The sequence below is a fragment of the Shewanella sp. ALD9 genome, from assembly GCF_002836315.1.
Taxonomy (GTDB): Bacteria; Pseudomonadota; Gammaproteobacteria; order Enterobacterales; family Shewanellaceae; genus Shewanella.
The window spans coordinates 227,612-241,223 of the sequence record NZ_PJCD01000001.1 but is presented as its reverse complement, the minus strand read 5'-3'; the positions used below and the strand labels follow the sequence as shown (position 1 = coordinate 241,223).

Sequence of the window (13,612 nt, the reverse complement as noted above, 5' to 3'; positions counted from 1 at the left end):
TGTTATCAGCGCGACGGTTACCGTCGCGCTTTTTTATTTAATGGTCACTTTGTTGAATTAACAATCAGCTATTAGGCTTTTTCGTCCATACAGCTTCTTATCTACATTAACTTAGGTGTACAATTAGCAAGGTTAACGAATATTCATTATTACATAATTATTGTTAACACTTAGAAAAGGATAGCCAAGCCGTTATAGAGGGAATGTAGTGCATTTAGAATTTGAGCTTCTATCATGGGGCGCATGGTCGCCGGACTTTCAGACACCTGAGAGTTGGCTACAATGGCAGCAGCCTAACAGCAACCCGTCACCTAAGTCTGACTCGCCAGCATTGAAGCATATTCCTGCTATGCAACGTCGTCGCTTTAGTCGCTTAACCAAAATGATGCTTACGGCGGCATACCAATGCCAACCACAGAATAATTGCCGCAGTATTTTTTCATCTCGCCATGGAGAGCTCACGCGCACCTTGGGCTTGCTCAAAGATATCACTCAAAAACAGGCGTTATCGCCAATGGCTTTTAGCCAATCCGTGCACAATACGGCCAGTGGAATTTTTGGTATTGTTAATAACAATACCGCTTCGTCTACATCGATTGCCGCTGGAGAACAAACTCTCACTCAAGCACTCATTGAAGCCTACGCGCAATTAGCGCAATCGCCACAACCAGTATTAGTTGTTTTTGGTGATGATCCGGTTCCACCGGTATACAGTGAGTTTACTCACGAAGTCGAGCTGCCCCTGGCCTTAGGTTTGTACCTCGCGCCATTCAATAGCCGTGCCCAACAAGCTAAAAAACAGCTTGCAGACATCGTTTTACAACCTGCATCAGCTCAGCGAATAACCCTTAGCGTATCTGATCATCCGCTCGACAATCACAACCAAAACAACATCTGCTTGAGCGAATTAATTCACCATATTGCTAGTAAAAAGCATATCCAAGGTAAATTATGCCATTGGTATTGGTCGCTTGAACATCATGCCTAATCAACAACATACAGCACAAGCTGCTGACACTATTGAGCAAAAAAAAGCCTCAGCCCCAAAACTCAGCGGTTTACGTTATATACCTCGCTGGGTTGGTGGTGTGTGTTGTTATATTGCTTTTGGTTTAGGCGGCTTGTTGAGTTCATTAACTATTTTACCGCTATTACGATTTTGGCCGGGCGAGAAAACAGTGCGCGTAGCTCGGGCCCAAAAAGCCGTCAGCTGGATGTTTAAAGCATTTGTTGCCATGCTCAGTTTTGCTGGAGTGATAGCGGTGAGCACCAAAAATATTGAGGCACTACAGCAAACAAAAGGGAAAGTGGTCATCGCTAATCATCCGACATTAGTGGACGTGGTGGTATTGATTAGTCTTATGCCTAATGCGGGCTGTATTGTAAAACAAAGCTTATGGCGTAATCCATTTATTCGCGGCGTGCTTGCCAGCGCTGGTTACATCCCTAATCGTGGCGCCGATTGGCTATTACATGACTGCCAGCAAGTGCTGCGCACCGATACTAATCTGATTATTTTCCCCGAGGGTACCCGAACATTAACCGGTAATATTGTTAACTCCTTTGCGCGTGGCGCCGCCAATATTGCCTTGCGCACTAAAACCGATATTTTACTCGTGGTGTTACGTACTGATGTTGCAGGCTTAACCAAGCAACAATCTTGGTACCAAATTCCACGGCAAACCATCAATATGTCAGTAGAAATTGGCACAAGCATGTCATACCTGCTGTATGATGCTAAACAAGGTAATGAAGCCAAAATGGCTCGACAGCTGACGCGCGACTTACAGCAATTTTACCTTGATACACTTAAACAGCCTATCAAGTCACATTGATAGCCATACTTATAAGAAAGACAAAAAATGAACTTACACAATCAAATAAAACAACTGATCATTGATTGCTTAGATCTAGAAGATGTCACTGTCGATGATATAGAAACCGATGCGGCCTTATTTGGCGAAGGTCTGGGCTTAGACTCGATCGACGCACTTGAATTAGGCTTAGCAATTAAGAAAGAGTTTGATGTCAAAATTGAAGCCAACTCTGATGCGACTAAAGCACACTTTTTCAGTGTTGCTAGCTTAGCTAGCTTTATTGAATCTCAACGTGTTTAGGAGTCAGCATGCAAAATCGTGAACAAATCCTTGAGATGCTAAGTGGCATTTTAATTGATGAATTTGAAATAGAGGCAGCAGATATCACGCTTGAAGCTTCTTTGTATGAAGATCTAGATTTAGACAGCATTGATGCGGTAGATTTGGTGATTAAATTGCAACAGCTGACGGGTAAAAAAATTCAGCCAGAAGCATTTAAAACCGTGCGCACAGTCAATGATGTCGTTGATGCCATAGAAGGCTTAATAAAAAGCTAATGCGGTTAATCCTGCAGATTATTACGACCTTGGTGATTATTGCTTACCCTATTGCGGTGTACTTTGGTTTGCAGTATTTACCACCAGGCACAATCGCTTTGCTGCTGTGTTTGTTATTATTGCTACGGTTTATGGTCACTAAGCAGCAAGTAAAATCCATGACATTGCCAATACTGGTGGGCATAGGATTAACCGCGGCCAGTTTCATTACTCAACGTAACGACTGGTTACTGTTTTATCCGGTGGTGATAAATCTGAGCATGTTGGGATTATTCAGTTATTCACTGATTAATGGTCCAAGCATGATTGAGCGCTTGGCACGTTTAAAAGAGCCGGATTTACCAGACTCAGCTATATCTTACTTACAAACCATCACTAAACTTTGGTGTGGGTTATTTGTTGTTAATGGTGCTGTGGCTGCCTATACCGCCATAGCAACAAGCATTGAAATATGGACGCTTTACAACGGACTGATCGCATACCTGCTTATGGGGTTGCTGCTCAGTGGTGAATGGATTTATCGTCGCTTTTGGTTGAAAAAACATGAATAAGCTTTTACTCAATTGGTTATCAACAGGACCTGCCACGCAGCAGTTAATCAGCTTTGACCATCATGACATCATGACGGGATCGTTGTTTTGCGCGCAAGTGGCCCACTTACATGCTCAGCTGATTCAAAGTGATGCTCAGCGCTGGCTGCTTGCTGCAAAGCACAGTGACTTATTTGCCGCTGGTTTATGCGCAGCCTTGTTAGCCGGTAAACAAGTGATATTGCCTGCCAACACCCAAAGCGGCACCTTGAGTGAGCTCAACCATGAGTTTGATGCCATTATTGCCGACACGCCGTTATGTGAGGTGCGTGAGTATATCGCGCTCAAAAAAGAACTCAGTTTACCCGCAGCAACTTGGCCTAAAACCAAGTCATTAGGTGAATTAGTGTTATTCACCTCGGGCAGTAGCGGCCTGCCTAAAGCGATCAAAAAAACACTGCAACAACTGGATGCAGAAGTCAGTATTCTTGAGCAAACATTTGCCGAGCATTTGCCTCATTGTTCAGTGGTATCGACGGTTTCACATCAGCATATCTATGGTTTATTGTTTAAAATTTTGTGGCCTTTGGCCGCAAGCCGAGCATTCTTAAGTGAACAAATCGACTTTCCTGAAACCTTAAGCTATTACTTGGCCATCATGCCAAATTTGTGTTTAATCAGTAGTCCAGCTCAATTGACCCGCTTGCCTGATGCTCTAGAAAATCAAAAACAACAACGTATCCCAAGCTTAATTTTCAGCTCTGGTGGTCCGTTAAATTTTGATGCCGCCCAAGCGGTTAAACAATGCTTTAATCAGTTGCCCATTGAAATATTTGGCAGCACTGAAACCGGCGGTATTGGATATCGACGCCAACAGCAACCCATGCAACCATGGCAAGCATTTACCCAAGTGAATGTCGATATGGACCCGCAAGATGGCGCGCTGATGCTGCAGTCTGTTTATTTAGACAATCCAACTCAATGGTTAAAATGTGATGACAAAATTGAATTGTTAACAGATGGCCAGTTCCGTTTATTGCATCGCCTTGACCGCATTGTAAAAATTGAAGAAAAACGCTTATCGTTAGCGCAAGTGGAGCATTTACTGCAAACTCATCCTTTTGTCAGCGAAGCGGCCGTCACGGTTTTAGAACAACCGCGTACCATGTTAGGTGCTGCAGTCTGTTTAAGCGAATTAGGCCAGCAAACACTCAAAGCGGAAGGGAAATTAGCGGTTAATAATGCCTTAAAAAACCATTTATTGAGCCAGTTTGAGCGCATCACCCTACCACGACGCTGGCGTTACCCGGCACACTTACCACTCAACAGCCAAGGCAAGCGTACCCAAGCAGAAATTGTCGCTTTATTTAGTCATGATTAAGTCAGAATTACCGCATATTGTTAGCCATGAAGGCGGTAACAATCTCTATCAATGGCGTTTATTTGTCAGTGCAGATTTAGCCTTTTTCGATGGCCATTTTCCTCAGCAAGCCGTATTACCAGGTGTCACCCAATTAGATTGGGCGGTCAAACTTGGCTGTGAGGCGTTTGGTTATTCAGCCCAAGTGGCCACATTAGAAGTGCTTAAATTTCAGCAACTCATTTTACCCAACACCTATGTTGATTTGGTCATTGAACATCAGCCTCAAAAAGCAAAACTGATCTTTAGCTATCGGGATCAAGATAAACGGTTTGCCTCTGGCCGTATTGTGCTTAAGCCAGCAGTAGTGACTACTGCGCCGACAGTCAATGAGATCGCCTCATGAAACTAGCCTTGGTTATTCCCAATTACAATCATCATATTGCCATTGAACAAACCTTAACTGACTTGGCAAAATTCAATCTGCCTTGTTATTTGGTTGATGATGGTAGTCAAGATGAAACCCGTTATATTTTACAAGCCATGACAGAAAAATTTAGCTGGGTAACGCTCATTAACCATCCTTTTAATCGTGGTAAAGGTGCGGCAGTAACCAGCGGCCTACGCCAAGCTTACCGCGATGGTTTTAGCCATGTATTACAGGTTGATGCTGATGGACAACATAATTTAGACGATATCCCGTTAATGATATCGACTGCAGAACAACAGCCACAGGCATTAATATCTGGCCAACCGATTTATGATGACTCGGTGCCTAAAGGGCGTTTATACGGCCGTTACATCACCCATTTTTGGGTATGGGTTGAAACCTTAAGTCTCGACATTCAAGATTCTATGTGTGGCTTTCGGGTTTATCCATTAGAGGCAACCGAGCAGTTATTAAGCCAACAAGCTCTGGGCGAACGGATGGACTTTGATATTGAAATCATGGTCAAACTGCACTGGCAAGGTACTCCAGTGGTTCATGTGCCGACCAAAGTCATCTACCCAGAAGACGGTATTAGCCACTTTCAAGGCTTGCAAGACAATGTACGCATTAGCTGGATGCACACTAAGTTATTTTTTGCTATGTTGACTCGCTTGCCACAAATTCTGAATAAAAACACCCCCCATCAACATTGGTCATCAATGGGAGAACGTGGCAGTTATTGGGGCATAAAATTACTGGCAGAATGCTATAGATTAGGCGGCCACTGGTTGTGCCGAGCCATTATGTATCCGGTTATTGGTTATTTTTTTCTAACCGGTGCTTCTGCTCGTCACGCGTCGATGAATTTTCTTACCCGAGTGCAGCAACAAGTTCCAGATCATCCAGATTTACATCAACCCACCCATTGGCGCGACAGTCTAAATCACTTTATTGCTTTTGGTAATGCTGCTCTAGATAGAATTGATGCTTGGTGCGATCGTATCAAACTCAATCAAGTCGATTTTAACGATCGTCATATTCTGGCAAACCAAGTGGCTTCTGGTCGAGGAGCCGTGCTGATTGTGTCGCATTTAGGTAATTTAGAGTTATGCCGTGCAATTTCAATCCACCAGCAGAAAGTAAAAGTCAACGTTATGGTATTGACTCAACACGCCGAAAACTTTAACAAAGTATTACAACAGCTAAACCCACAAAGTCGCCTTAATCTTATTCATGTTAATGAACTTGATCCCAGTACTTCTATGCTGTTACAGCAAAAAATTGATATGGGCGAAATAGTGGTTATTGCAGCCGACCGCACCTCATCAAACAGCCAAGGTCGGGTGGTTTACCTCCCCTTTCTCGGTCATGAAGCGCCGTTTCCGCAAGGACCATTTATTCTTGCTAGCTTGTTAAATTGTCCGGTTTACACCATGTTTTGCATTCGCCAACAAGGCCGTTATAAAGTACATGTCGAACACTTAAGTGATAGTTTAAAAGGCCCGCGAGCAGGGCGCATTGCACGCTTAACTGATGCAATGAAATTGTACAGCCAACGCTTAGAGTACTTTGCCAAACAGGCACCATTGCAGTGGTTTAATTTTTACGATTTTTGGCATAAAGACGAATTGATTGATCGTCCGCTGTCGCGCCCCGCTAGTGCTGTCAATACGGGTACAGCACCTAATACTAGTAGTGCACCTAATACTGGTAGTGCACTTAATACAAGTGCTGCGTCAAATACAAATACTGCACCCGCTAACAGCACCACTTCACCTAGTCAGGATAACTAATTCAATGAGCAACACTTCTTCACAGTCATCAGCCGCCGAAAAAACGGTGCATTTAGGCCAAAGCTACCTGAGCCTTGAACAAGTGGTCGCAGTCGCCAAGGGCGCAACGGTCAAACTGGCGGATGCTGCAGACTATGTTGAATATATTCAAAAAGGCGCCCGTTTCATCGACAGTTTGCTGCATGAAGAAGGCGTGGTATATGGCGTCACAACAGGTTACGGCGACTCCTGCACAGTCAACGTCAGCTTAGACTTAGTCCATGAACTACCGCTACATTTAACCCGTTTTCATGGTTGTGGTTTAGGTGATGTATTTAGCCCAATGCAAGCCCGCGCGATTATGGCTTGCCGCTTAAACTCATTGGCTGTGGGTAAGTCTGGTGTCAGTTATCTGCTGCTGCAGCGCATTGAATGGCTACTCAATAATGATATTACCCCGGTAATTCCTCAAGAAGGTTCGGTTGGTGCCAGCGGCGATTTAACCCCGCTATCTTATCTTGCCGCAGTACTTGTTGGCGAACGTGAGGTGATATACCAAGGTAAACGCCAAGCGACCAAAGATGTTTATCTGAAATTCGGCATGATGCCATTAACCCTGCGCCCTAAAGAAGGCCTCGCGTTAATGAATGGCACCGCGGTGATGACAGCACTCGCCTGTTTAGCCTATGACAGATCGCAGTACTTAACTCGCTTATCAAGCCGTATTACTGCCATGGCATCGTTAACGCTTAAAGGCAACGCAAATCATTTTGATGAAATTTTGTTTGCCGCCAAACCCCACCCAGGACAAAACCAGATTGCCAGTTGGATCCGCGAAGACTTAAATCATCATGCGCATCCACGTAATTCTGACCGCTTACAAGACCGCTATTCTATACGCTGTGCACCGCACATCATTGGCGTACTGCAAGATGCTTTGCCCTTTATGCGTCAGTTTATTGAAACCGAACTCAATAGCGCTAACGACAACCCAATTGTCGATGCCGAGGGTGAACATATCCTCCATGGCGGTCACTTTTATGGCGGCCACATTGCCTTTGCCATGGATGCGATGAAAAATGCAGTGGCCAATATCGCCGATTTAATTGATCGTCAAATGGCTTTAGTTATGGACCCTAAATTCAACAATGGCTTACCGGCTAATTTATCTGCTGCAGAAGGAGAACGCCGAGCCATTAACCATGGTTTTAAAGCGGTACAAATCGGTGTTTCAGCTTGGACTGCTGAAGCATTAAAAAATACCATGCCTGCCAGTGTGTTTTCACGCTCAACTGAATGCCACAATCAAGACAAAGTGAGCATGGGCACTATTGCCGCTCGCGACTGCATGCGAATATTACAACTGACTGAACAAGTCGCTGCCGCCGCATTACTGGCCATGAGCCAAGGTATTCAGCTGCGGGTGATACAGAAAGAATTAGACCCTAATTCGCTAACACCTTCACTTGCCACCACACTGGCTCAAGTCAGTGAAGATTTTGAACTGCTTACCGAAGACCGTCCATTAGAAGCAGTACTACGCCAAACAGTAGACAAAATTCAACTGGGTCTATGGGAGGTGTGTTAAATGAAAGGTTTATTACTCACAGAAATGGAAATGGTGATCCCGTTTCACGATGTCGACTCGATGGGCATTACTTGGCACGGTAATTACTTACGCTATTTTGAGGTTGTGCGTTGTCAATTACTGGATAAACTCGGTTATAACTATCGCACTATGCAAGAGTCCGGATATGCATGGCCCATTGTCGATGTGCAAATTAAGTACGTTAAAAGCAGCACCTTTGACCAAAAAATCAAGGTTATCGCCACCATTGTTGAATGGGAAAACCGCTTACGTATTAACTATCAAATTGTTGATGCCGACACCAACTCGCGCATCACCAAGGGCTATACCATCCAAGCCGCGGTTGAGATTGCTACCCAAGAATTATGCTTTGTTACTCCTGAAGTGTTTCAGCAAAAAATTCGCCCATTACTCGATGCGAGCCAAGTGTAATGAGTGTCCGCAGCAGAGTAATTGTTAGACTATTTACTAGCCTATTTATTAGCCTATTGGCGCGAGTAAGCAGCATCATTATGTTGTGTTGCCTGTGTATTGCGGCCACCTCGGCTAGCGAACATCCACCAGCAAGCAATAATGAACCTCTTACTCAAACACAACTGGCTGACATTCAGGCGTTGTATACTCAACCAGCCAGCACTGAAGCCCTCAGCGCGCTAGCGCAGCAACTGAATCTACAACTAGATACTCGTGGGCAGTTTGTTCAATTACGCCATTTACAGGTGCTTAAAAAGCCCTTACTCAGCCAAGGACAGTTTATATTTAGTCCAACCCAAGGATTGGTATGGCAGCAGCAACGTCCTTTCAACACCTTGATGGTGCTTAAAGATCAGCAGTTGATCCAACAAAACAGCCAAGGCAAAATTCAACACTTTAGTTCTGGGGCTAATGGCAATCCGATTGCACAGCAATTACCGCGTTTATTACAAGCCATTATGGCGGGTGATATTGCTGCCTTAAGTACCGATTTCAACTTATTTATGCCTGCAACTAAGTCCGCAGATAAGCCCGAAACTCAGCCCGAAAATAGGTCATGGCAACTGGGCTTACAAGCTAAAGACCCACAAGTGCAATCGTCTATGGGTAACATTACCCTCAGCGGCGACACGCTTATACGTTCACTAATAATGACCAATAACCAAGCGGATGTTCGCGACTATACCCAAATTCAATTTACCCAGACCCAACAAGGGCAACTGAGTGAAGCTGAACTGGCGCTTTTTAGTCTTGGAAATGAGTCCGCTAAATAATGCAGCCAATATCGCTAACCGCGTTGTTATCTCCTATTGGGCGTTTTGTCTTATGGGTATTATTGCTACTGACAATGTTAGTCACTGGCTTAATACAATGGCAACAGGGCGCGCATATTCAAACTGATATTTTGGCGATGTTGCCGCATTTACAACAAGACAAACTCACTGAAACAGCATTAAACAGAGTTGAACAGCAACTCGCTAACCAAGTGTATATTGCAATAAAAGCCGATGACGACAACCAAGCTATCAGTGCCGCACAGCAACTGATGGATGCACTAGATAAACAGCCACAACAGCCCTTTATTCACATTCGTAGCGGCGCGGATGATCATCTGCAAGACTTAGCTAAAGTGTATTTCGAACATCGCTTTACCCTACTCACCGCCGAGCAAGCTAAAGCGATTGAAACAGATAATTGGCGCCAACTGCTTAACGCGGCCCAAAATCAACTTTATAGCGCATTTGGTTTTGCCAACAGCCAGCTGCTCAGCAATGACCCATTACTGATGTTTCCAGCCAACTTACTGGCGTTATCACCTAATAGTGCGCTGCGTAGCCAACAAGGCATTTTACTCACCGACACTACCGATGGTGTGGCTGCGATTGTCATGGCCAAAGGGCGCGACAGTGCTTTTAGCCCGACCGCTCAGCAACAGCAAATTCAAGCATTAGATGCTGCATTTAGCCAATTGACTCTGCATGTCCCCGATGTCAGTTTCCTTAAAGCTGGTGCGCTTTTTCATGCGATTGCCGCCACCGAATCTGCCAAACAAGAAATCAGCCGAATTGGCTTAATTTCCATGTTAGGGATCATCTTATTAGTCTGGTTAGCCTTTCGGTCGATTATGCCGTTATTTGCCGCACTACTGACGTTAACCACTGGGGTGGTGTTTGCGTTTGTCGCCACCTTAAGTATTTTCGGTGAGTTGCACTTACTCACATTAGTGTTTGGCACCAGCTTAATTGGTGTCGCCATTGATTACAGCTTTCACTTTTATTGTGAAAAACAAGCTCACCCAAATAACAACGCCAGTGACACTTTAAAGCAGATTTTTCCGGCGCTCGCTCTCGCCCTTGCTACCAGTGCAAGCGCCTTTATCGCCATTGGCTTTACGCCATTTCCGGGAATGCAACAAGTGGCCGTCTTTTGTGCTGCTGGGTTAATTGGTGCATACCTAACGTTGTTATTGGTGTTTCCATTACTGGGTAACCATGCGCTTAAACCGACACCTGGATTAACCCTTGCCCAAGGTTATTTGGGGCTATTACAACGTATTTTCACCCCGAATAAATTGTGGCAAAAAATAGCTATAGCGACTCTGATCATTGGTTTGGCGACAATATTGTTTTTCGGTTTGTCACAAACGGATTCTAACGATGATATTCGTCAGCTGCAGCAAAGCCCTGCAGCCATCACCACCGAAGAGAACCAACTACGGCAACTGCTCAGCGGCGGCACCGACAATCAATTTATTTTAGTCAGCGGTCCCAGTGAACAAGCTTTATTACAAACGTTAGAGCAACTGGTACCAGTACTGGATAAAGCCATAACTGATGCTGAGTTAGACCAAGCAATCAGTCTCAGCCGCTTTATGCCCAGCATTGCCAAACAACAACAACACTATCAGTTACAGCAACAGCTTTATGGGCAACATTTAGACGAGATAATCAGTGAAATGGGTCTCGATGACAGTATAAGCACCAGTCTAATGGCACAACTTAATCAAGCCGAATCACAATGGTTAACCCCAACCATGGTACTAGCCCAAGCCAATGATGATTTACAGACGTTATGGCTTGGCGCGATCCCAACAACAGACCAACCCCAGCAATTTGGTGCCATAGTATTACTCGGTGGCATCCACTCATTAGCCTCTCTTGAACAACGATTGACTGAGCATGAATGGCCTTTAGGGCAAGTTCGGTTAATCGATAAGGTCGGTGATATATCCCATTTAATGGGCAAGTATCGCCAACTAACATTACAGCTATTGATGTGGGTATTTGCTTTAGCCAGCCTACTGTTTAGCATTAAATACGGTATTAAGTTGGCATTCGCTATCGTCGCTGTCCCCGCTTTATCAGTACTGCTCACGCTAGCTTGTTTAGGGCTTGTCGGCTCGAGCATCAGTTTGTTTCACGCCTTAGCGCTTATTTTAGTATTAGGCATTGGTATTGATTACAGCTTATTTTTTGCCGAGGCCAAGCACACCAGTCGCGGAGTGATGATGGCAATCTTTATGTCAGCCTGTTCAACACTATTAGCTTTTGGTTTACTGGCGCTGAGTCAAACCCATGCTATTCACTTTTTCGGTTTAACGCTTCTTTTTGGGATCAGTTTTTCATTTTTACTGGCACCGTTTATTTCATTTATTACTAGGAAAACTGTAAATGCCATCTAGTCATTCACATACAGTCAGCAACATGGACGTTGACGTTGCCATCATTGGTGCAGGCCCTTCTGGCGCCATTGCCGCAAGCCTTTTACGCCAACAAGGTCATCAGGTTGTTGTTATTGAAAAACAGCATTTTCCACGTTTTTCGATTGGCGAAAGTTTACTGCCTTGTTGTATGCAATTTCTCGAACAAGCAGGCATGCTGGACGCCGTTAATCAGGCTGGATTTCAATTTAAAAATGGCGCAGCATTTCAACACCAAGGGCGCTGCACCACCTTTGACTTTACCGATAAATTTACCCCTGGCCCTGGGACTACGTTTCAAGTTCAACGGGCGGATTTTGATAAACTTCTAGCCGACACAGCTATCAGCCAAGGGGTTGAGATCCGTTTTGGTCATCAAGTTGATGCGATTGATTTGACTCATAATCCTCGCTTAACGGTAACGAATGACCGAGGTGCACAATATCAAGTGAATGCTAAATTTGTGCTCGATGCTAGTGGTTTTGGCCGAGTATTACCGCGATTACTGAATTTAGAACAACCATCAAATTTACCGCCACGCAGCGCCATTTTCACCCATATTGAAGACAACATTAACGATCCCCATTTTGATCGTAATAAGATCTTAATCAGTGTTCATCCTCAACATAAGGATATCTGGTACTGGTTAATCCCTTTTAGCAATAACCGTTGCTCAATTGGCGTGGTGGCTGAGCCACATTTACTCGAGCATTTATCCGGAAGCCTCGAACAACAATTGTTAGCGGTGATTAATGAAGAGCCAGAGCTACAGCAGTTACTGAGTAATGCCAATATTGTTCAGCCTTGTGCCACGCTCAAAGGTTATTCGGCTAATGTCACCACCTTAGCAACCAATCAGTTTGCTTTACTGGGTAATGCTGGCGAGTTCCTTGACCCGGTATTTTCATCTGGGGTGACAATTGCCATGCAGTCAGCATCAATGGCTGTCGCCAGTTTGAATAAACAACTTAATGGCCAAACAGTTGATTGGGATAGCGAATACTCTGCGCCATTAATGCAAGGAGTTAACACCTTTAGAACCTATGTCCAAGCTTGGTATGACGGACGCTTTCAAGATGTCATTTTCTATCAACAAGCTGACAATAAGATTAAACAAATGATCTGCTCAATTTTAGCGGGCTACGCTTGGGACATGAGCAACCCGTTTGTAAAAGAGTCCGAACGACGCCTCAATACCATTGTTGAATTATGTCAGGAGCCAAAGCCTAATGTTGCTTAATCTGCTGGGGCGTTCTGCGGGGATAATATTGCTTCGCGTGGTGGCGCTATTACTGCTAAGCCTATTAAGTGCTTGCAGCCAACAAATCGAGCGGCAAACTTGTGTCCCACTCGCCAGTGAAGCACAATATTGCCTAAGCTCAGCCTCTGCGCTGTTAACAACGTCACCGCAGCAAGATATCAGCTTAAGCCAAATGGTCAGCTTTACCCATGGGCAAGAAAATCATGAGTTATTAACCCAGCTGGAGCTTAATTCACTACAGATGACGTTAGTGGGATTAGCGCCACTTGGGCAAGCATTATTCACGTTAGTGTACGATGGCCAAACCCTGCAAAGTCAGCAAAGCCTGTTATTAGGTGAGCAATTTAAAGCAGAGTATTTAATGGCAATAATGCAGTTAATTTACTGGCCAACGGAGCAAGTTAATCAACATTTAACCGGCGGTGAATTAGTCACTATGGCATGTGATATGCCGTTATGTAAGCAACTTATCGATGCCAGTGGTGCCTTAATCACGATAACGTATAGCGATATCGACCCGTGGTTAGCGCAAGTGAATGTAGACATCGACGCCGCCGATATTCATATGCAAATAAACCCAATTGACTAACTAATTGACTAACTAATTGAATAACAGATTGATAA

Annotated in this window: 14 protein-coding genes; all 14 read left to right on the top strand. The window is 44.5% G+C overall.

The features are described 5' to 3' along the window. Positions 1-208: 208 nt before the first annotated feature. Entirely contained in the window at positions 209-988 is a 780-nt protein-coding gene (locus tag CXF88_RS01185) for a beta-ketoacyl synthase chain length factor (RefSeq protein WP_101084967.1), read from the top strand. Next, entirely contained in the window at positions 981-1,835 is an 855-nt protein-coding gene (locus CXF88_RS01180; RefSeq protein WP_101084966.1) for a 1-acyl-sn-glycerol-3-phosphate acyltransferase, read from the top strand. Before CXF88_RS01185 ends, CXF88_RS01180 begins: the two co-directional genes overlap by 8 nt. 27 nt (positions 1,836-1,862) lie before the next feature. Next, positions 1,863-2,117: a phosphopantetheine-binding protein gene (locus CXF88_RS01175; protein WP_101084965.1), complete on the top strand. Its 255-nt coding sequence runs from the start codon at positions 1,863-1,865 to the stop codon at positions 2,115-2,117. An 8-nt stretch (positions 2,118-2,125) separates the two neighbouring features. Then, on the top strand, positions 2,126-2,374 hold the full coding sequence (locus CXF88_RS01170) for an acyl carrier protein (RefSeq protein WP_101084964.1): 249 nt from the start codon (positions 2,126-2,128) through the stop codon (positions 2,372-2,374). Next, positions 2,374-2,925, top strand: coding sequence for a hypothetical protein (locus tag CXF88_RS01165; RefSeq protein ID WP_101084963.1), 552 nt, complete (start codon positions 2,374-2,376; stop codon positions 2,923-2,925). Before CXF88_RS01170 ends, CXF88_RS01165 begins: the two co-directional genes overlap by 1 nt. After that, positions 2,918-4,285 carry an AMP-binding protein gene (locus tag CXF88_RS01160; protein WP_101084962.1) on the top strand — a complete coding sequence of 456 codons (1,368 nt, stop codon included), beginning with the start codon at positions 2,918-2,920 and terminating at the stop codon, positions 4,283-4,285. Before CXF88_RS01165 ends, CXF88_RS01160 begins: the two co-directional genes overlap by 8 nt. Then, positions 4,278-4,670 (top strand): thioester dehydrase, encoded by a 393-nt coding sequence (locus CXF88_RS01155; RefSeq protein WP_101084961.1) that lies wholly within the window; start codon positions 4,278-4,280, stop codon positions 4,668-4,670. Before CXF88_RS01160 ends, CXF88_RS01155 begins: the two co-directional genes overlap by 8 nt. After that, complete coding sequence (locus tag CXF88_RS01150) at positions 4,667-6,487, top strand: glycosyltransferase family 2 protein (protein ID WP_101084960.1); 1,821 nt, start codon at positions 4,667-4,669, stop codon at positions 6,485-6,487. Before CXF88_RS01155 ends, CXF88_RS01150 begins: the two co-directional genes overlap by 4 nt. Positions 6,488-6,491: 4 nt before the next feature. Next, positions 6,492-8,054 carry an aromatic amino acid ammonia-lyase gene (locus CXF88_RS01145; protein WP_101084959.1) on the top strand — a complete coding sequence of 521 codons (1,563 nt, stop codon included), beginning with the start codon at positions 6,492-6,494 and terminating at the stop codon, positions 8,052-8,054. After that, positions 8,055-8,486, top strand: a complete 432-nt coding sequence (locus CXF88_RS01140) for an acyl-CoA thioesterase (RefSeq protein WP_101084958.1) — start codon at positions 8,055-8,057, stop codon at positions 8,484-8,486. Between the two features lie 80 nt (positions 8,487-8,566). Then, positions 8,567-9,301, top strand: a complete 735-nt coding sequence (locus CXF88_RS01135; RefSeq protein ID WP_101084957.1) for an outer membrane lipoprotein carrier protein LolA — start codon at positions 8,567-8,569, stop codon at positions 9,299-9,301. Then, positions 9,301-11,709 (top strand): MMPL family transporter, encoded by a 2,409-nt coding sequence (locus CXF88_RS01130; protein ID WP_101084956.1) that lies wholly within the window; start codon positions 9,301-9,303, stop codon positions 11,707-11,709. Before CXF88_RS01135 ends, CXF88_RS01130 begins: the two co-directional genes overlap by 1 nt. Next, positions 11,699-12,967, top strand: coding sequence for an NAD(P)/FAD-dependent oxidoreductase (locus tag CXF88_RS01125; protein WP_101084955.1), 1,269 nt, complete (start codon positions 11,699-11,701; stop codon positions 12,965-12,967). Before CXF88_RS01130 ends, CXF88_RS01125 begins: the two co-directional genes overlap by 11 nt. Continuing rightward, positions 12,957-13,577, top strand: coding sequence for a DUF3261 domain-containing protein (locus tag CXF88_RS01120; protein ID WP_101084954.1), 621 nt, complete (start codon positions 12,957-12,959; stop codon positions 13,575-13,577). Before CXF88_RS01125 ends, CXF88_RS01120 begins: the two co-directional genes overlap by 11 nt. Positions 13,578-13,612: the final 35 nt, after the last annotated feature.

Bases quoted from the DNA above. Each gene is read 5' to 3' on its own strand.
- CXF88_RS01180 (WP_101084966.1), top strand. From the start codon at position 981: ATGCCTAATCAACAACATACAGCACAAGCTGCTGACACTATTGAGCAA.
- CXF88_RS01175 (WP_101084965.1), top strand. From the start codon at position 1,863: ATGAACTTACACAATCAAATAAAACAACTGATCATTGATTGCTTAGAT.
- CXF88_RS01170 (WP_101084964.1), top strand. From the start codon at position 2,126: ATGCAAAATCGTGAACAAATCCTTGAGATGCTAAGTGGCATTTTAATT.
- CXF88_RS01165 (WP_101084963.1), top strand. From the start codon at position 2,374: ATGCGGTTAATCCTGCAGATTATTACGACCTTGGTGATTATTGCTTAC.
- CXF88_RS01160 (WP_101084962.1), top strand. From the start codon at position 2,918: ATGAATAAGCTTTTACTCAATTGGTTATCAACAGGACCTGCCACGCAG.
- CXF88_RS01155 (WP_101084961.1), top strand. From the start codon at position 4,278: ATGATTAAGTCAGAATTACCGCATATTGTTAGCCATGAAGGCGGTAAC.
- CXF88_RS01150 (WP_101084960.1), top strand. From the start codon at position 4,667: ATGAAACTAGCCTTGGTTATTCCCAATTACAATCATCATATTGCCATT.
- CXF88_RS01145 (WP_101084959.1), top strand. From the start codon at position 6,492: ATGAGCAACACTTCTTCACAGTCATCAGCCGCCGAAAAAACGGTGCAT.
- CXF88_RS01140 (WP_101084958.1), top strand. From the start codon at position 8,055: ATGAAAGGTTTATTACTCACAGAAATGGAAATGGTGATCCCGTTTCAC.
- CXF88_RS01135 (WP_101084957.1), top strand. From the start codon at position 8,567: ATGTTGTGTTGCCTGTGTATTGCGGCCACCTCGGCTAGCGAACATCCA.
- CXF88_RS01130 (WP_101084956.1), top strand. From the start codon at position 9,301: ATGCAGCCAATATCGCTAACCGCGTTGTTATCTCCTATTGGGCGTTTT.
- CXF88_RS01125 (WP_101084955.1), top strand. From the start codon at position 11,699: ATGCCATCTAGTCATTCACATACAGTCAGCAACATGGACGTTGACGTT.
- CXF88_RS01120 (WP_101084954.1), top strand. From the start codon at position 12,957: ATGTTGCTTAATCTGCTGGGGCGTTCTGCGGGGATAATATTGCTTCGC.